Origin of the sequence: Halorubrum sp. Ea1 (assembly GCF_002252965.1) — an archaeon.
In the GTDB taxonomy this organism is placed as follows: Archaea; Halobacteriota; Halobacteria; order Halobacteriales; family Haloferacaceae; genus Halorubrum.
The window spans coordinates 25,482-43,523 of record NZ_NHPG01000104.1; the positions used below are offsets into that span (position 1 = coordinate 25,482).

Below are 18,042 nucleotides of genomic sequence, written 5' to 3' on the forward strand. Positions count from 1 at the left end.
TTACCTGCACGGAGAACGCTCAGGGTCAAACCAACTGCGGTTTGGACAACACTGCCGGCGAGTGACCGAAACCCCCGAGGGCGGGCGATCGGCCCTCAGATCAGCCCGTCGTAGAGCGACCGGTACCGCTCCGCGATGGCGTCGAGCGAGAACGCCTCGCTGCGGGCGGCCGCGCTCGCCCCGAGTCGCTCGCGGAGCGCGGGGTCCGAGAGCCGACGTATCGCGTCCGCGAACGCCTCGGTCTCGGAGTCGGCGTCGACGGGGCCGACCTTGAGGCAGTCCTCGCCGTCGTCGAGCCACGAGAACGTCTCGATGTCACGGACGACGACGGCCTTGCCGGCGGTCATCGCCTCCAGCAGCGCGATCCCCTCGTTCTCCTCGTGGGTCGGGAACAGGAACACGTCGCCCGCGGCGAACGCGCCCCGGACGTCGTCGACGAACCCCGTGAACCTGCAGTTGTCGGGCGACTCCTCGATGAGCCGGGTCGTCTCGCGGCCCTTCAGCGACAGGTCGAGCGGCCCGAACCACGCGAAGTCGACGTCGGGGAGCGCGCGGGCGACATCGACGAACGTCTCTAACCCCTTCCGCTTGATCACGTGGCCGACGAGGAAGACGGTCGGCGGCTCTAGGTCGTACCGCTCGCGGTACTCCGCTTCGAGCGACTCGAAGCCCGCCAGCTTCTCGCGGTCGACGCCGTTCGAGATAACGGTCGTCGGGGCGTCCGCGTACCCCTCGATCACGCCGCGGTTGTACTCCGAGGGGCAGACGAGCGCGTCGGCGAGCCCGTACGCCCGGCGCAGGTAGGGCCGGAGCGGCTTCGCGAGCGCGTTCGTGAACCGGAAGCTGTCGCCGAAGTCCTCCGCGGTGACGTGAGTGTGCGCCACGACCGGAACGCCGCGGTCGCTCGCGCGCTTCGCGTACCACGCCGAGCGCGGTCCCATCAGGTTGCAGTGGAGCACGTCGGCGTCGAGGGTCGGGGCCGTGGTGTACTCGATGCCGACCCGGTCGAGCATCTTCCGCTGGTGGACGACCGACTCGCGGATCCCGCCCGTGACGTGGTCTTCGAACTCGAAGTAGTGGCTGACCTTCATCGGGGAATCGAGGACGGGACGGGGGTCGAGTCCGCGGCGGTCGAGTCGGCGACGGTCGCGGACGCGACCGCGAGGGGCGACGCCGGCGTCGGCTCCGTAGCGTTCAGTTCACTTCCAGCCACGGGACCTCCATCAGCGGCGGGATGTGCGTCTCGATGTGGTGTTCCCAGACGCCCTCCTCGCCGAAGGCCTCGCCGTGGTCGGCGGTGACGACGACGGTCCCGTCGAGCTCCTCGACCAGCTCCGCGACGGATTCGAGGGCGATCCGGAGGTTCTCCTCGTAGAGGCGGAGCGCGGTGACGCGCGTGCCGTCCGTGACGAGGTCGGCCGGGTCGAGCTCCAGCCACAGCCCCGCCTTCTGCGCGAACTCGCTGTCGTCGAGCCGGCTCTCGATCTTGGGCCGGACCGTGTCGCTGAGCGAGGAGAGGAGTCCGCCGCCGTCGTCGTCGTCGCCGGCCGCCTCCTCAGCTTCCTGCTCTCTGATACCCTTTTGGATCTGCTTGAGCTTCTGGCCCTTCCCGCGGGAAAGGTAGGGGGCGTGCGGCTGCATGTAGTGGAGCACCGTGCGGTCGGCCCGCTCGACCGCCTCGGCGTTGTTCCGGAACGCCTCCGCGATCCCCTCAGGGGGGACCGTGCCGAGGTCGTCGTCCCACCCGGTCTTCCAGACGTCGTGGATGTCGCTGATGTGCTCGGAGGCGGTCCACTCGTAGTCGCAGCTCGCGCCCCACTTCAGCTCGTTCAGCGGGATTCCCAGGTCGTTGATGAAGGGATTGCCGGAGAAGTAGGCGATGTCGTGGTCGCCGGTGAACGTCCGGTAAGCCCACTCCGGCGTCGACGAGCCGACGCTCCAGCGCTTCTCGAGGTCGCCGTCGAGGTACTCGTCGTACACGTCCTCGAACACGTCGTAGCGGCACGCGTCGAGGACCAGACAGTAGTCCCACTCTGACTCGAGGAACCGCTGGTCTTCCATAGGTTGCGCGACGCTTCTCCACCGACGGTTGTATTCTTGTTGGTGCTCGGTCGGCCGCCGTCCCGGAATCGCCGGACGGCCGCGATCAGACGTTTCAAGTTCGCCACCGACGCACCGCACCGTATGGACGGAAACCGCCGGCGCGGACTGGTCATCGGCGGGACCGCGGCGGTCGCGATTCTCGCGGTGCTGTTCGCGGTCGTCGGCGCCGGCCGCGTGGTCGACGCGCTGCTGGCGTCCGACCCTTGGCTGGTCGCGGCGACGTTCGGGCTCGCGCTCTGCTGGCTGATCGCGTGGAGCCTCATGCTCAGGACGGTGCTCGGCTCGCTTGACGTCGACCTCCCGGTCGCGACGTCGTTCCTCGTGTACGCGGGGGCCGTCTTCGCGAACAACGTCACGCCCTTCGGACAGGCGGGCGGCGAGCCGGTCACCGCGGCGCTCATCGCGAAGGTGTCCGGCTCGCGATACGAGACGGGGCTCGTCGGCATCGCGAGCGTCGACGTGCTCAACGTCGTTCCCTCGATCTCCTTAGTCTTCCTCGGGGTCGGCGCCTACGCCGCCACCGCCGCCATCGGCGAGCGCCTGGAGGTCGCCGTCGCCGTCGCCGTCGCGCTGATCGCGTCGATCGCGACCGCGATCGCGCTCGGCTGGCGCTACCGTCGGGAGCTCGTCGACCGCCTCCCGGCCGCCGTCGGCGGGCTCCTCGGTCGGCTGCGGCGGTTCGACGCCGCCGCGGTCGAGACGGCGCTCGCGACGCGCCTGCGGAACTTCTTCGAGGACATCGAGCGCGTCGGCACGAGACCCCGGCGCCTCGCGGCCGCGGTCGGGCTCTCCCTCGCGGGGTGGACGCTCCAGGCGACCGCGCTCGCGGTCGCGTTCGCCGCCGTCGGCAGTCCCATCGCACCGGAGGTCGCCCTGTTCGCGGTCCCGCTGGCGTACGTCGCGGGCGCCACGCCGCTGCCCGGCGGACTGGGCGGGATCGAGGCGGCGTTCGTCGCGCTGCTCGTCCCGACCACGGGCGTCGCCGCGGCGACCGTCACCGCCGCCGTGCTCGTGTTCCGCGGCGCCGTCTACTGGCTCCCGACGCTGATCGGCGGGATCTCCGTCTCGGCGATCGGGATCGACGCGATGCGGTGAGCGAGGCGCGCGACGACCCGGACCAGCGTCCCGTCGGTGGGAGAGGAGAGGGGGTCCCTGCGCTCGCCCTCAGCGACCGTCGGCCTCCACGACGCCGGTCAGCTCGTCGGCTTGGAGCCGCACGAGCGCGAACACCGCGTCCGCCGGCGCGTCGAACACGTGATAAAACGGGATCTCCATCTCGCGCTCAGCCTGACTGACCGAGCGGTCGCTCGGGCGGTGAGTGTCTAAGTCGTCGACGGTGCTGCGGTGTTCCGGCTCGCCGCGCGCGAGGACGCTTTTCCAGCCCGCCTCGGTCTCGGCGGCGACGACGAACGTCGCGCGCTCCGTCGCGTCGATGAACTCCCGCTTGCGGCTTCCCGGGGCGTATCCGAGCCTGAAGTAGACGTCTCGGTCGTCCGGGTCGAAGGTGAACGACACCGGGATAGCGTAGGACTCGTTCCCCTTCGCCAACGAGAGGGTCCCCACCGATTGCGTTTCGAGAAACGACTCGATCGCCGCGTCGTCGAGCGCCTCGCCCGTCAGTCGTGTCATGCGCGCACATGTGTCAGAGACAACCTAAATCCATCGCGGCCGTCGTCGGGTCTCTCCGGACCCGTGGCCTCGGTTCCGTCCACGGCGGCGACGCGTACCGTATTCCGAACGATCGCCCGCGGTCTAGCTCGTTCAGAAGAACAGCCACAGCACGAGCAGCGCGTACAGCGTCAGCAGCGCGATCACCGTCAGCCGGATGAGGATGTTGACGCTGAACACGAGCCCGTTGTAGTCGTTCTTGAGGAGCTTGAGGGGGTCCGTCTTCCGGCTCTCCAGCCCGACCGTCGCCGGCGAGACGTCGTCGAGTGCGCGCTCGATCGCCGCTTCGAGGGCGTCGACGTTGGACTGTTTCATGTTCGCGAGCTCGTAGATCGAGGCGTGGGTGTCCGTCGAGAACACGAGGACCTCGTCGAACGCCTCCCCGTAGCGGTCCTCCATCTCGCGGATGTCCGGCGTGACGCCGTTCGTGTCGATCCCGATCGTCAGCACGTCCTGGCCGTCGACGGTCTCGACCACCGCGATCATGTCCTGATCGGTGCGCTCGACCGCGAACCCGGCGGCGTAGCCGTGGAGCGACTCCTCGGCGAGCCGTTCGCGGAAGTCGTCGAAGCGGTCTTTCAGTCGGTCGGCCTCGCTGGAGCCGTACTGCACCTCCTTCGTCGGTCCGTCCTGGATGTCGTGCTTGTGGAGGTCGACCAAGAGCACCTCGGACTCGTCGACGTCCCGCATGAACACCCCGGTGTCGTAGTCGTCGATCCCCTCGCTGTGGAGGTAGACGACCTGCTTGTCGCCGATCCGTCGCCCGTAGAACTCGATCTCGCCGTAGTCCTCGTGGACGAGCCTGGAGGCGCGACCGACGCCGTCGGGATCGGCGACGGCGTCGAGGATCTTCCGGGCGTCGGTCGGGTTCGAGAGGTCCTCCTTGTGCGTGCACGGGACGTGGAGGAAGAAGCCGTGGCTCTCGCCCTCGTTCAGCGCCTCGATGACGTTCCCGCTGAGCTGACCGCCCCCGAACCCGCCCAGCGGCCCGGGGTGGACCCACGGGGCGGCGAGCGTCAGCCGTCGCCCGTTGTCGATCGCGAGGGTCTCCACGACGGGCTCGGCCTCGACGCCGAGGTCCAACGACTCCCGGTCGTTGCGGAGGATCCCGGACGTTAGCGCGAACGCGGAGACGTCCGTGTTGCTCCGGATGAGGTAGTCGACGAGGGCGAGCACCGACACGAGGAACGCGGCCGCGATCAAAAGCGACGCGAACGCGAACACGTGACGGTACGTCGAGAAGCCGAGGTCGCCGCCCGCGAACGCGTAGAAGGCCGCGATCAGCGCCGCCGGCTCCGCGAGCGACACGAGGAGGATCCGCTTGTAGCGGTCGATCCCCGTCGAGACGACGAGCGCGAGGATGTTGATCAGGTAGATCGTGATGAAGAGGAGCCAGACGATACTCCAGACGTTCCCGACGTCGTTGGCGCCGGAGAGCACCAGCGAGTAGACGAACAGGACGAACTGGTTGACGGCGGCGAGAAAGAAGCTCCACGACCGGGGGTAGCTAGGCAGCAGCCGGTGGAACAGCTCCCCGGCGAACAGGAAGGGGAGCAGGAAGAGGAGGACCGCGACCGGCAGGACGCTGGACGGCGCCGGGGAGAGCGGCGTGAACATCGAGAACGCGACGAAGGCGAGGAGGCTGTACACGCCGCTGAGCCCGACGAGCGCCGGTATCTGTACCTTCAGCGGCGGAACGCTGAACACCAGGCGCTGGAAGACGTCGACGTTGTCCGCCCCCATCTACGAGGACACCCCGTAGATGGACTCGAGCTCGTCTATCGTGCGCGTCACGGAGAACCCCTCGACCGCCTCCCGAGTCCGCCGATCGCCGTCGAGACAGTCCCTGACCGCGCGCTCCATGTCGTCGCGGTCGCCGTACGCGAAGCGGGCGCCGTTGGCCTCGCCGATGGTCTCGTCGAACGGGGAGACGTCGGCCGCGGCGACCGGCGTCCCGCAGGCGTTCGCCTCCAGCGTCGAGAGACCGAGAGTGTCGCAGGTCGAGGCGGTGGCGAAGACGTCGAGCGCGGAGTAGAACGCCGGCAGATCCTCCCGCGGGAGGAAGTCTCGGAACCGGGCGTTGTCCGGGGCGTCGCGTTCGAGGGCGTCACGCGCGGGCCCCTCTCCGACGAGTTCGAAGCGCACGTCCGGCATCCGCTCGGCCAGTCGCAGTATCTCGTCGACGTTCTTGTTGCGGGTCATCCGGCCGCTGTAGCCGACGGTCGGCCCGTCGCGCTCGAACCGCGAGTCCTCGACGGGGCGGAACGTCTCCATCTCGATACCGACGGGGAGCTTTCGCGGGGCCACGTCCCGCCGGATCCGCGACGTCGACGCGGTGACGCAGTCGAACGAGCTGAGAAACCGGTTCTCGTAGGCGACGTACAGGCGCCCGGCGACGTCGGAGAGCGACTCCAGCTTCAGCCCCTGAACGAAGTAGTCCTCGACCGGCGTGTGGTGGGTGTACACCGACTTCACGCCGCGCTTCTTCGCGTACCGGCGTCCCATCAGTCCGGTCGACGCGGGACCGTGGCAGTGGACCACGTCGAGGTCGGGAAGCGTGGAGAGCCGGCGGTAGACGGGAACCCGGTACTGGCGGTAGAAGGGGTTCGGCAGCGACCGCACGGGGATCTCCCGCTCGTCCGGCTCGTGGCTGCTCGCCGGGTAGACGACGAACACGTCGTGGCCCCGGTCCTCCAGGCGATCCCGCCACGCGCGGATCGTGTAGGTGACGCCGTCGACGCCGGGAAAGTAGCTGTCTGTGAAGAATCCGATGTTCATACGAGGGTCCGTCGTTCGCGTGTCGTCCGCCGGAGACCGCTCTGCGGAGGGGTGCGGACGACGTTCTGACGAGCCGATCCGCCGACCGCCGCGTCCGCGGCGGACGGGAGCCGGTCGGGCCGCGTCGGCGCGTCTGGATGTGCAGCGGGTCGCACGGGTTCTGTCTCCCGGATTCCCCACCGAAAAGCTTCAACATTTTCATTCCGAGCGCGACCGAGTCGCCGGGGCCGGCCTGCGGCCGTCCCTTGCCACCCCCCTCGCCGCCCGCTCGCCGCTACCTCGCCGCGACCCCACGCTTAATCCGACGGGGCGCGGATCCAGAGGCATGATATCGACGGAACGCATGGCCGCGGTCGACGCCAACGCCGCCGCCCTCGGCGTGCCGCGCAAGCAGCTGATGGAGTCGTCGGGCAACGCGGTCGCTCGCGAGGTCCGGGCCGTCGCCGACTCGGGCGCCGAGGTCGCGCTGCTGTGCGGGCGCGGGAACAACGGGGGCGACGCGTTCGTCGCCGCGCGGTTCCTCTCCGCGTACGACGCGACGGTGCACCTGCTCGGCCGGCCGGAATCGATCCGCAGCGACATCGCGCGGGAGAACTGGGCGGCGCTCGACGCGGCCGAGATCCCGACCGAGACCGTCACCGACTCGGCGGACCTGTCGCTCGGCGACCCCGACGTCGTCGTCGACGCGATGCTCGGAACGGGGGTCACGGGCGCGCTCCGGGAGCCCGAGCGGACGGCGGCGCGGCTGGCGAACGAGAGCGACGCGACGGTCGTCGCCGTCGACGTCCCCTCCGGGATCGACGCCGACACGGGCGAACCGACGGGAGCCGGTGGCGGTTCGGACGGCCGGGCCGACGCCGGCCGTCGCGTCGAGGCCGACCGCGTCGTCACCTTCCACGACGAGAAGCCGGGGCTCGGCGCGCTCGACGCCGCGGTGACGGTCGCGGACATCGGGATCCCGGCGGCCGCGGAGCGGTACACCGGGCCCGGCGACCTGCTCGCGCTCGGTCGCGACCCGGACTCGCACAAAGGGGAGAACGGCGAGGTGCTCGTCGTCGGCGGCGGCCCCTACACCGGCGCGCCGTCGCTGGCCGCGCGGGCCGCGCTCCGGGCCGGCGCCGACCTCGTGCGCGTCGCCTGCCCGGAGACCGTCGCGCGGGAGGTGCAGGGGTACTCGGCCGACCTGATCGTCCGCGGGCTCCCGGGCGGCCGGCTCGGCCCGGCCCACGTCGACCGCGTCGCGGAGTTGGCGGCCGACAACGACGTCGTCGTGTTCGGGCCGGGACTGGGCGACGACGACGCCACGCTGGAGTTCGTCCGCGAGTTCCTCGCCGGCTACGACGGCCGGGCCGTGGTCGACGCCGACGCGCTCCGCGCGGTCCCCGAGGTCGACACCGACGCGACGCTGGTCTGTACGCCCCATCAGGGCGAACTCGTCGGGATGGGCGGCGAGACCGCGGCCGACCCCGACGAGCGCGCGGCGCTCGTTCGGGCGTTCGCCGCCGACCTCGGTCACACCTTGCTCGTGAAGGGCGCGGTCGACGTGATCAGCGACGGCGACGGCGACGCCGTGCGACTGAACCGGACGGGGAACCCGGGCATGACGGTCGGCGGAACGGGCGACGTGCTCGCCGGGACCGTCGGCGCGCTGGCGGCCGTCACCGACCCGTTCCGGGCGGCCGCGATCGGGGCGTACGTCAACGGGCGGGCCGGCGACGCCGCGGCCGCCGCCCGCGGGAACGGCCTCGTGGCGACGGACTTACCCGACCGGCTTCCCGAGGCGATGCGTGATGAGTGACGAGCGCGAGCCCGCCGACGGAGCCGCCGACGAGCTGACCCACACCGACGACTCCGGCGAGGTCCGGATGGTCGACGTCGGCGCGAAGCCGGACACGAGCCGCCTCGCGGTCGCGCGCGGCGAGATCCGACTGACGCCCTCGACGATCGCGGCCGTCGAGGCCGACGAGGTCGGGAAGGGAGACGTGCTCGCGACAGCTCGGATCGGCGCCGTGCAGGCCGTCAAACACACGTGGGAGACGATCCCGATGTGTCACCAGATCCCGATCACGAACGTCGACACCGACTTCGCGGTCGGCGACGACCGGATCGAGCTGACCGTCGCGGTGGAGACGACCGGCAAGACCGGCTGTGAGATGGAGGCGCTGGAGGGCGTCACCACCGGGCTCAACACGGTCTGGGACATGGTGAAGGCCGCCGAGAAGGACGCGGACGGCGGCTACCCCGACACGCGGATCGCGGACGTCGAGGTCGTCGAGAAGACGAAGCGGGCGATCGACGGGTAACCGCTCCGGGCGAGGCGACGGCGGGCCGGAAGCGACGGTCCCGGTGCGGACGGGAGCGGTCCGTCCCGTCAGTCGTCCGCGGGCTCCGCGTCGTCCGCGGACTCTCCGCCGTCTGTCACGGTAACCGCGATGTCCGCCGCCGCGGCCTTGTACTCCGGAATCTTCGCGCGGTCGTCCAGCACGTCGTTCGTGAGGCGGTTCGCCGAGGCGGCGGCGAAGTGCGGCGTCGTCCAGACGACGCCCTCCTTGATGTCCTCGGTCACCTGCGCCTTCACCTCGATCTCGCCGCGACGGGAGCGGAGCGTGACCACGTCGCCGTCCTCGATGCCGTACTCCGCGGCGTCGTTCGGGTGGACGTCGACGAAGTTCTCCGGGTGCTGACGCGACAGCGTCGGCGAGCGCCGGCTCATCGTCCCCGTGTTGTAGTGTTCCTCGAGTCGCGCGGTGGTGAGGATCAGCGGGTACTCCTCGTCCGGCACCTCGGCCGGCGGCTGGTGGCGGACGCCCTCGATCTGACCGAGGCCGTTCTCCGTGTCGAAGGAGTCCTCGTAGAGGTACTGATCGCCCTCGTCGCCCTCCTCGTAGCAGGGCCACTGGATCCCTTCCTCGCCGAGCGCGTCGTAGGTCATCCCGTGGTAGCTCGGACACACCCGGCGGAGCTCCTCGAAGACGGCCTCGGCGTCCTCGAAGCGGAACTCGTCCTCGCTGAAGAGGCGGCTCCCGACCTCCATCAGGATGTCGAGGTCGTGCTTCGTGTTCTCGTGGACCGTGTCGACGCCGCGCATCCGTTGGACGCGGCGGTCGGTGTTGGTGACTGTGCCACCGCGCTCTGCCCACGTCGTCGCCGGCAGGACGACGTCGGCGAACTTCGCGGTCTCGGTCATGAAGATGTCTTGGGCCACCATGAACTCCAGCGACTTCAGCCGCTCTTCGACCTCGTTGCCGTCGGGTTCGCTCATGACGGGGTTCTCGCCCATGACGTACAGGCCGTGGACGGAGTGGCCCGCCTCGTGGGAGATCTCGACGTTCGTGAGCCCGGGTTCGTCGGGCACCTCGAAGCCCCAAACGTCCTCGACGCTCTTCCGGGCCTCGTCGTCGTCGACGAGCTGGTAGCCCGGTAGGACGTTCGGCATCGCACCGACGTCACACGTGCCCTGGACGTTGTTCTGGCCGCGGAGCGGGTTGACGCCGGTGCCGGGCCGGCCGAGGTTCCCCGTGATCAGCGCGAGGTTGATCTCGTTCTGCACGTTGTCGACGCCGCAGGTGTGCTGGCTCATCCCCATCCCGGTGAAGATGGCGGCGTTGTTCGCCATCGCGTACTTCTCCGCGGCGAGCTCGATGTCCTCGAGGGGGACGCCCGCCTCCTCGGCGGCCGCCTCCTTGTCGAAGTCCGCGAGCGTCTCTTTCAAGTGCTCGAACCCCTCGGTGCGCTCCTCGACGAACTCCTCGTCGATCCAGCCCGCGTCGGGCTCTTCCTCGTGGCGTTCGAGGATCGTCTTCAGAACGACGTTGAGCAGAGGAATGTCGGCTCCCGGGTTCAACTGGAGGTGCATGTGCCGGTCGGTCTCGTCGATCTCGAACGACCGGGTCGTCTTGTTCGCGTGGGGGTCGACCTGGATGACGGTCGCGCCCTCCAGGACGGCCTGCCGGAAGTACTGGCTGTTGGCGATCGGGTGCTGCTCGCCCGGGTTCGCCCCCTGGATCCAGAACACGTCGGCCGCCTCCTCGAGGTCCTCCATGCTGTTCGTCATCGCACCCGCGCCGAGGCTGGTCCGGAGCGCCCACACCGTCGAGGCGTGGCACATCCGCGTGCAGTTGTCGACGTTGTTGGTGCCGTACCGGCGCGCGAGCTTCTGGAGGAGGTAGTTCTCCTCGTTCATCGTCTTCGAGGACCCGAAGAAGCCCATCGCGTCGGGGTCGTAGTCGTCCCGGATACGCTCCATCTCCGAGACGATCCGGTCGTACGCCTCCTCCCACGTCGCCTCGCGGAACTCGCCGTCCTCCTTTATGAGCGGCTCCGTGAGACGGTCCTCGTGGTCGACGACCTGCGTCGCCGCGCCGCCCTTGATGCAGACGCGCCCCTCGTTGACCGGGGCCTCGCCCCACGGCATGAAGTTTACGTCGCCGGGGTCGTCGCCTTGGTTCACCTTGATCCCGCACCCGACGCCGCAGTACGGGCAGATCGTTTTCACCGCCTCGTCTCCCTCAGTCGACATGGTACTCACCCTGACGTGCAGTCATATATCACGATTTGTGATGCCTCCTGCATCAGTGTATCGGTCGTTTCAACAGTGTGATGCGTCGTGAGCGGGGGCGGCGCGCCCGCGAAGGCCGACTCGGACTCCGGACGCCCGCTCCCAACGCCCCCTCGCTGCACGCTCGCATTCCGGACGCTCGCCGCCAACGCCCGCCGAACCGTTTTGTCGACGGCCGGCGTTCGGCCGGTATGGACGCGACACTCGCCGACGTCGAGACGCGCGTGGACGAGCACGTCGAGACGTACCGCGAGACCGCCCCCTTCCACCCGGTCGAGGCGGAGTCGATCGAGACGCTCCCGGACGCGTTCCGCGCCGGCGACTACGGCAGGCGGGACGTCGAGTGGGTCGTCCGCTGGTACTTCCGGCGCCGCGTCGACGCGATCGACCAGGAAGAGCGTCGGGCGGTCGAGGGGGCCGTCGAGGACGCGGACCCGAGCGAGCTCCGCGGGGCGATGTGGGACGCGATCGACGCGCTCGACGAGGCGGCCCCCGAGGAGGGCGGCGACGGCGACCCGCGAGCGCCCGCCCACCACCGCGCCCTCGACGCGCTCGCGGACCTGCCCGGCGTCGACGTCGCGATCGCTTCCGCGCTGCTCTGGTTCCTCGACCCGGACCGGTTCCTCGTCGTCGGCGACCGCGAGTGGCGAGTCGTCGCGGCGCTCACCGACCTCGACCCGGCGTATCCGGACCCGATGACGCCGGCGGCGTACGACCGCTACCTCGACGCGGCCCGGACGCTGGCGGACCGGCTCGGCGTCGACCACTGGCGACTCTACATGGTGATACAGCGGGTGTACGCGGAGGAGTTCGGCGGCGAGGGCGGCGACGCCGACGGGTGACCGCGAGTAGCCGGACGGCTACCGGTCGAGGAACGGCGGGATCACGATCTCGGCGCGCTTCTCGTCGCCGCGCACGACGACGCTCACCTCGGCCCCCGGCTCGACGTAGCTCTCGTGGAGGTAGCCGAGGCCGATCGGCTCGTCGAGCGTCGGGCTCATGGTCCCGGAGGTGAGGTGTCCAATCCGAGTGAGGTCGCCGTCGGTCACCGCGTAGCCCCCGCGGGGGACGCCGCGCTCCAGGAGGCGGACGCCGACGAACCGCTCGTCGACCCCCTCCGCCTTCTGTCGCTCGAGCGCGTCGCGGCCGACGAACTCCGTGTCCAGCTTCACGACGAACCCGATCCGCGCCTCGTAGGGGGTTCGGGGCTCGTCGTCGGGGTCGAAGTCCTGCCCGGAGAGGAGGTAGCCCATCTCCGTCCGGAGGGTGTCTCGCGCGCCGAGCCCGCACGGCTGTGCGGCCGGCTCGGCTCCGCCTTCGCCGGCGAACGCCGACCAGACGCCTTCGACCGCGTCGGTCGGACACAGTATTTCGAACCCGTCCTCCCCGGTGTATCCGGTTCGGGCGACCCAGCTGTCGGCGCCCGCGACCGCGGCGACCGTCGCCTCGAACTTCGGGAGGCCGACCACGCGGTCGGCGGGGGTCGCGTCGTCGACCGCGTCGGCCGCGTCCGGGCCCTGCACCGCGAGCATCGCCCAGTCGTCGGTGACGTTCGCGACGGTCGCGTCGAGCCCCGCCTCGTCGCGGTACTCCGTCCACCGGTCGGTCATCTGGTCGTCGTGGCCCGCGTTCGGGACGAAGAGGTACGCGGGGTCGCCGGCGGCGGCGTCGAGGTCGCGGTCCATGCCGGCCAGCGCGTCGGCGCCCGTCCCGGCCTCGATCCCGTCAGGGAGCCGGTAGACGACGGTGTCGTCGAGCATGACCCCCTCCTCGTCCGTGATCGCCGCGTACTGCGAGTCGCCCGGGTCGAGCGCCGCCGCGTCGTTGGTCGTCAGGCGGTTCATCAGCGCCGTCGCGTCCGGGCCGGACACCTCGACCTCGCTCATGTGCGAGACGTCGAAGACGCCGACGGACTCTCTGACCGCGGCGTGCTCCTCGCGGATCGACCCGAACTCGACCGGCATCTGCCAGCCGCCGAAGTCGGTGAACTTCGCGCCGCGCGCCTCGTGGGTCTCGTGGAGGGGTGGAAGCCGATCGGTCATGGCCGAACGGTCGCCGGGACGCGCCTAAGGTCTTGCCATCGGGGCGGTCTCGGCGCCCGGAGTCGCAGGGTCTCGGCGCCCGACCGCCGCCGGAAGGGGCGGGGGCGCCGACAGGCTCAAGCCGCTTCCCCACTCCCTGACTCGCGTGAAGCGGAACGTCTCCGAACTCCTCGCGCCCGCCGCGGCGGTCCTGCTCGTGGCGCTCGTCGTCGCGGCGGCCGCGGGCGTGTGGCCCCCGTTCGTCGCCGTCGAGAGCGGGAGCATGGAGCCGACCGTCGAACGCGGCGACCTCGTGGTCGTCACCGCGACGGAGCGGTTCCCCTGGCGCGGGCTGGTCGGACACGCCGAGCCCGACGCGCCCGCGCGGCTCGGGGGCGCGGGAGACGTGGTGGTGTTCGACCCCCCGGACGGGGAGACGCGGCCGATCCTCCACCGGCTCGCGTTCCGGGTCAGCGCGGGCGAGGACTGGACCGACCGCGCTGACCCCGCGCTGCTCGACGGCGACTGCGCAGACCTGGCGAGCTGTCCCGCGCCCTACGACGGCTACATCACCTTCGGCGACGCGAACGGCGAGTACGACCAGAGCGCGGGGATCGCCCCGGTCGTCCGGGAGGAGTGGATCTCCGCCAAGGCGCTGGTGTCGGTCCCGAACCTCGGCTGGTTCCGGGTCGGCGTCGACGCCGCGATCGCCCGCCTCGGGCTCCTCCCGACCGCCGTCGGTATCGGCGGCGCCGCGGCGATCGCGGGCGGCTTCGGCGCGGTGCTGATCGGGTGGGCGGGTCGCGGACGCGGCGGCGGGCGGCGGTAGCTCGGTGCCGGACGTTACTCGGGTTGGGAGTCCGCGGCCGCGTCCGACCCGATCGCCGCGTCCCCCTCGACCGCGTTCGGTTCGCCGGGCTCGCCGCCGTCCGAGCCGGCCTCCCCGTCGTCCGCGCCGACCTCGTCGAGCGTCACGGACCCGGTCGCGGCGTTCCGCAGGGCGTCGGACCGCCCGAACTCGCCGGGCGCGATGGCGAGGGTCCGGATCCCGTAGCCGTTCGCCGTCTCGACGACGGGCTTGAAGTCGGTGTCGCGGGAGGCGATCGCGAGGACGGACATCCGGTTCTCGGCCGCGAACTGGGCGGCGTCGACCGCGAGCTTCACGTCGACGTCGCCGCTCGTGATCACGACCTCGAACCCGCGCGCCTCCGCGGCCTGTATCAGCCCCGGGGTCGCGTGCTCGTCGAGGTAGAGCCGCGTCGTCACGAGCGGCCCCTCGGCCTCGGCCGCCCGTCGGACGTCGTCGAGGTCGACGTCGAACTCCTCGCGCAACACGTTCGGCCCGTCGACGAACAGCGCCACGCCGACCGGCTCCTCGTCCTCCCGACTGGATTCCATGCGTCGGGGTCGGCGGCGGGCGGAAATATGCGTGCTGGTCCGAGACGACCGCCGACCGCTCCGTTCCCCGCGTCGCCAGCGGCGTTATACACCTTATATCCGTTTTACCACCTGATTGACGACCGTAGTGAATATACGGAGAATTAAAGTAGTATGTCCAAGAATAACGGGTTAAGATGTCGAACTACGACACCTTCACTGTAATTTCCGAACAGAACGATCACGAATGCACCACGGTTCGTGCACATCCGCGCAACGAGACGTACCACGTCGTCGACTACGCCGACGACGACGCCCGCGAGGAGGTGGCCGACCTGCCGGTCGGCTCGGTCGTCAAGATGGAGCTGTCGCGCGCCGGTCGCCGCAGCAACGTCTGGCGCGCCGAGTCGGTCCGGACCGCGCACACTGACGGGGGAAAACGGGAGTAGACGGCGGCGAATCGTCCGGTCTCGCCGCTCTCACGGCCGCGCGCCTCAGGTCTTTCCTCGCCCTCTATTTCAAACGAACTCCGGTTACCTAACGGTCCCGCGTCAGCCGCGGGTTCGTCACCGCGCCGTCGGCCGCCGAGGCGAAGTCGCGAGCGTACTTCGCGAGGATACCGCCCTCGTACTGCGGCGCGGGCGCCTCCCACGCCTCGCGGCGCTCCTCGAACTCCTCGTCGGAGAGGTCGACGCTGAGGTCGCGCTCGGGGATGTCGACGGTGACGTGGTCGCCGTCCTCGATGAGGCCGATCGGGCCGCCGTCGGCCGCCTCGGGGGCGACGTGGCCGATCATCGGGCCCCGCGTCGCGCCGGAGAAGCGCCCGTCGGTGAGGAGCGCCACGTCGTCCTCGTGGCCCGCGCCGACGACGGCGGCGGTGACGCCGAGCATCTCGCGCATCCCCGGCCCGCCGGTCGGCCCCTCGTTGCGGATCACGATCACGTCGCCGGAGTCGACCGCGCCCGACTGGACGTACTCCATCGCGTCCTCCTCGTGCTCGAACACGCGGGCGGGCCCCTCGTGGTAGAACTCGTCGTCGCCGGTCACCTTCAGCACGGAGCCCTCGGGCGCGAGGTTCCCCTTGAGGATCTTGATCGCGCCCTCCTCCTCCTTCGGCTCGTCCACGGTGTAGAGGAAGTCGGCCTCGATCTCCGAGTCGTCGGGGAGCGCGCCGCTCTCCTCTAGTTCCGCGATCTCCTCGGCGAGGGTGCGGCCGGTGACGGTCATCGCGTCGCCGTGGAGCAGATCGGCCTCCAGGAGGCGGCGGAGCACGACCGGCACGCCGCCGACCTCGTGGAGGTCGTTCATCACGCGGCTCCCGCCGGGCTGGAGGTCGGCGATCTTCGGCGTGCGCCGCGAGATCTCGTCGAAGTCCTCGATCGAGAGGTCGACGTCGGCCTCGGCGGCCAGCGCGAGCAGGTGGAGGACGCCGTTCGTCGAACCGCCGATGGCGGTCTGGAGAGCGATCGCGTTCTCGAACGACTCCCGCGAGAGGACGTCGGAGGGGCGGCGGTCGTTCTCGATGCAGTCCAAGACCAGCTCGCCGGCCCGCTCCGCGACCTCGTAGCGCTCTTTGTCCTCGGCGGGCGCGGAGGCCGAGCCGAGCGGCGCCATCCCGAGCGCCTCGGAGATGGAGGCCATCGTGTTGGCGGTGAACATCCCGCCGCACGAGCCCGCGCCGGGGCAGGCGTGGCGCTCCAGCTCGTCGAGCTCCTCGCCGCTCATGTCGCCCTCGGCGTAGGCGCCGACGCCCTCGAACACCTGGACGATGGTGACGTCGCGCCCCTCGTGTTCGCCGGGCATGATCGAGCCGCCGTAGAGGAACACGGAGGGGAGGTCCGTGCGGATCGACGCCATCAGCATGCCGGGGAGGTTCTTGTCGCAGCCGGCGACGGTCACCAGCGCGTCCACGCGCTCGCCGAACGAGACGAGCTCGACCGAGTCGGCGATGACCTCGCGGGAGATCAGGCTCGCCTTCATCCCCTCCGTCCCCATCGAGATGGCGTCCGAGATGGTGATCGTTCCGAACTCGATCGGCATCCCGCCCGCCGCGTCGATCCCGTCGATCGCCGCGTCGGCGACGTCGTCGAGGTGGACGTTACACGGCGTGATGTCGGCGGCGGGGTTCGGCACGCCGACGAGCGGCGAGGAGAGGTCCTCGTCGTCGAACCCCATCGCCCGGAACATCGAGCGGTGGGGGGCGCGCTCGGCGCCCTCCGTCACGTCTCTGCTCCGCAGGTCCTCGTCCTTCTCCCCCGCGAACCGGTCCGCGTCGCCTCCGCGTCGCCGAGGGGCCTCTCCCTCGTCGGATCGTGGCTGCTGTTCGCTCATACCTCACCCTGTCGCTCGGGGGTCTTAAACGACCGCAAGGGGGCGAGGGTTGCTCGCGGAGACGAACGGGTTCGGGTCCGGGCGGACTACCACTCGCCGTCGAAAGAGATGTCGACACCGCACGGGTCAGCGAAGTCGATGAGGTGTCGTTTCTTGTCTCCCTTGTTCAGCGATGTATACACGTAATAGCCGCCGCCGACCGCACGATACAACCGCATCTCTTCGCCCGACGGATGAGTCGGCTCGTCGTTCAGGATCGCGATTTTCTTTCCCGGAACGTACGGAAGCGGGGCATACGCGTCGATCAGTCCGTGTTCCCTAATGAGATGGTCCACGACCGTTCCCATGAGGTCGGCCTGACTGTCGTCGCTGAACGAGGTAGATTCCGTTTGATCAGCGATTTTGACCACGTATGTATCGGACGGATCGTCGGTCTCGGTCTCTTCACCGTCGCCTGACGCAGTTTCCGATTGCGTGGAATTCCCACCGGAGTTTCGACCGTCGTTTTGATCACTTTCCAGCTCCGAGATTAGGTCATCGACAAAGGTCTTCGAGAGGGACTCCGCCGGCTGTGAAACAACTTCGCCGACGCGGTCGATAACGGTTTTACGGATCGCCTCGGCGATTTCCGATTTTCCGTCGGAGAGTGCATTAATCGCCTGTCGACGGCGTTCGACACGCTCGTATATCTCCGTCGATGCGCCCGACTGGATCGATTCTTTAGATAATGCCGCAAGCAGCCAGTCGTTTGCAGTGAGATCGGCCAGTTCGATGCGCCTAAGCAGTTCCACGTCGGGCTTGTCCCCGTCCTTTTTGAGTCGGAAGACAAGGAATGACTTTCCGTTCGTGAGAAGCCCCCAGTCGACCCACTCTTGGCGCATGTAGCTCCGGAGCTGATCAGCGTGCGACTCGGAAATAGTCGTGTCACAGCCTTTCGCTTCGACGAACACCGCCGGAGATCCGTCGGCGAATAGCGCGTAGTCGACCTTCTTTTTAGTCGACCCCATCTGGACCGAGTACTCCATCTCGATCGATGTCGAATAGAAGTCCCAACCGAGTACGTCTTTTATAAACGGATCTATCAGCCGCGCCCGGGTGTTCTGCTCGTCCATCTGCGGGGACTCCTCTACGAGCGACCGCGAGCGTTCAATATATCTCGTCACCGTCTCCTCGTCCATCCTCCTGATACGTCGCGTGCGTGTCCTC

Annotated in this window: 17 protein-coding genes; 6 read left to right on the plus strand and 11 right to left on the minus strand. The window is 69.5% G+C overall.

Annotated elements, in window-relative coordinates; genetic code table 11:
- Nucleotides 1-95: 95 nt before the first annotated feature.
- The 3 genes from DJ73_RS12580 to DJ73_RS12585 are packed head-to-tail and all read right to left on the minus strand — an operon-like array spanning nucleotide 96 to nucleotide 2,061.
- Nucleotides 96-1,091, minus strand: a complete 996-nt coding sequence (locus tag DJ73_RS12580) for a glycosyltransferase family 4 protein (RefSeq protein ID WP_094522339.1) — start codon at nucleotides 1,089-1,091, stop codon at nucleotides 96-98.
- Nucleotides 1,088-1,213, minus strand: coding sequence for a hypothetical protein (locus tag DJ73_RS21005; RefSeq protein ID WP_254921647.1), 126 nt, complete (start codon nucleotides 1,211-1,213; stop codon nucleotides 1,088-1,090). Before DJ73_RS21005 ends, DJ73_RS12580 begins: the two co-directional genes overlap by 4 nt.
- Nucleotides 1,195-2,061, minus strand: a complete 867-nt coding sequence (locus DJ73_RS12585; protein WP_094522338.1) for a hypothetical protein — start codon at nucleotides 2,059-2,061, stop codon at nucleotides 1,195-1,197. Before DJ73_RS12585 ends, DJ73_RS21005 begins: the two co-directional genes overlap by 19 nt.
- 123 nt (nucleotides 2,062-2,184) lie before the next feature.
- On the opposite strand from DJ73_RS12585, the gene DJ73_RS12590 reads away from it, so the two are divergent.
- A complete protein-coding gene (locus DJ73_RS12590) occupies nucleotides 2,185-3,198 on the plus strand; it encodes a lysylphosphatidylglycerol synthase transmembrane domain-containing protein (RefSeq protein WP_094522337.1) in 1,014 nt (337 codons plus the stop codon).
- A 69-nt stretch (nucleotides 3,199-3,267) separates the two neighbouring features.
- On the opposite strand, the gene DJ73_RS12595 is transcribed toward DJ73_RS12590, so the two are convergent.
- From DJ73_RS12595 to DJ73_RS12605, 3 genes are all read right to left on the minus strand, one after another.
- The gene (locus DJ73_RS12595) at nucleotides 3,268-3,732 is read right to left on the minus strand and encodes a pyridoxamine 5'-phosphate oxidase family protein (RefSeq protein ID WP_094522336.1); all 465 of its coding nucleotides are present in this window, start codon (nucleotides 3,730-3,732) and stop codon (nucleotides 3,268-3,270) included.
- Nucleotides 3,733-3,864: 132 nt separating this feature from the next.
- Nucleotides 3,865-5,514 (minus strand): DUF2070 family protein, encoded by a 1,650-nt coding sequence (locus DJ73_RS12600; protein WP_094558133.1) that lies wholly within the window; start codon nucleotides 5,512-5,514, stop codon nucleotides 3,865-3,867.
- Nucleotides 5,515-6,549 carry a glycosyltransferase gene (locus DJ73_RS12605; RefSeq protein WP_094522334.1) on the minus strand — a complete coding sequence of 345 codons (1,035 nt, stop codon included), beginning with the start codon at nucleotides 6,547-6,549 and terminating at the stop codon, nucleotides 5,515-5,517.
- Nucleotides 6,550-6,874: 325 nt separating this feature from the next.
- On the opposite strand from DJ73_RS12605, the gene DJ73_RS12610 reads away from it, so the two are divergent.
- Complete coding sequence (locus DJ73_RS12610) at nucleotides 6,875-8,347, plus strand: NAD(P)H-hydrate dehydratase (RefSeq protein WP_094558134.1); 1,473 nt, start codon at nucleotides 6,875-6,877, stop codon at nucleotides 8,345-8,347.
- The gene (moaC, locus tag DJ73_RS12615; protein ID WP_094558135.1) at nucleotides 8,340-8,852 is read left to right on the plus strand and encodes a cyclic pyranopterin monophosphate synthase MoaC; all 513 of its coding nucleotides are present in this window, start codon (nucleotides 8,340-8,342) and stop codon (nucleotides 8,850-8,852) included. Before DJ73_RS12610 ends, moaC begins: the two co-directional genes overlap by 8 nt.
- A 68-nt stretch (nucleotides 8,853-8,920) precedes the next feature.
- On the opposite strand, the gene fdhF is transcribed toward moaC, so the two are convergent.
- A complete protein-coding gene (gene fdhF, locus DJ73_RS12620) occupies nucleotides 8,921-11,068 on the minus strand; it encodes a formate dehydrogenase subunit alpha (protein WP_094522331.1) in 2,148 nt (715 codons plus the stop codon).
- A 230-nt stretch (nucleotides 11,069-11,298) separates the two neighbouring features.
- Here fdhF and DJ73_RS12625 point away from each other — a divergent pair, with 230 nt between their 5' ends.
- Nucleotides 11,299-11,949: a hypothetical protein gene (locus DJ73_RS12625; protein ID WP_094558136.1), complete on the plus strand. Its 651-nt coding sequence runs from the start codon at nucleotides 11,299-11,301 to the stop codon at nucleotides 11,947-11,949.
- 18 nt (nucleotides 11,950-11,967) lie between these two features.
- On the opposite strand, the gene gcvT is transcribed toward DJ73_RS12625, so the two are convergent.
- Nucleotides 11,968-13,149 carry a glycine cleavage system aminomethyltransferase GcvT gene (gene gcvT / locus DJ73_RS12630; protein WP_094558137.1) on the minus strand — a complete coding sequence of 394 codons (1,182 nt, stop codon included), beginning with the start codon at nucleotides 13,147-13,149 and terminating at the stop codon, nucleotides 11,968-11,970.
- 145 nt (nucleotides 13,150-13,294) lie between these two features.
- On the opposite strand from gcvT, the gene DJ73_RS12635 reads away from it, so the two are divergent.
- Entirely contained in the window at nucleotides 13,295-13,957 is a 663-nt protein-coding gene (locus DJ73_RS12635; protein ID WP_094526780.1) for a S26 family signal peptidase, read from the plus strand.
- Nucleotides 13,958-13,971: 14 nt separating this feature from the next.
- Here the strand turns inward: DJ73_RS12635 and DJ73_RS12640 are convergent, their stop codons facing one another.
- Nucleotides 13,972-14,526 (minus strand): NYN domain-containing protein, encoded by a 555-nt coding sequence (locus tag DJ73_RS12640; protein WP_241881434.1) that lies wholly within the window; start codon nucleotides 14,524-14,526, stop codon nucleotides 13,972-13,974.
- Nucleotides 14,527-14,702: 176 nt separating this feature from the next.
- Between DJ73_RS12640 and DJ73_RS12645 the strand changes: the two genes are divergently transcribed.
- On the plus strand, nucleotides 14,703-14,954 hold the full coding sequence (locus DJ73_RS12645; protein WP_094522327.1) for a hypothetical protein: 252 nt from the start codon (nucleotides 14,703-14,705) through the stop codon (nucleotides 14,952-14,954).
- Between the two features lie 88 nt (nucleotides 14,955-15,042).
- On the opposite strand, the gene ilvD is transcribed toward DJ73_RS12645, so the two are convergent.
- Nucleotides 15,043-16,836: a dihydroxy-acid dehydratase gene (ilvD, locus tag DJ73_RS12650; protein WP_094558138.1), complete on the minus strand. Its 1,794-nt coding sequence runs from the start codon at nucleotides 16,834-16,836 to the stop codon at nucleotides 15,043-15,045.
- A gap of 86 nt (nucleotides 16,837-16,922) precedes the next feature.
- Nucleotides 16,923-18,014 (minus strand): type I restriction enzyme HsdR N-terminal domain-containing protein, encoded by a 1,092-nt coding sequence (locus tag DJ73_RS12655; RefSeq protein WP_094522325.1) that lies wholly within the window; start codon nucleotides 18,012-18,014, stop codon nucleotides 16,923-16,925.
- Nucleotides 18,015-18,042 lie beyond the last annotated feature (28 nt).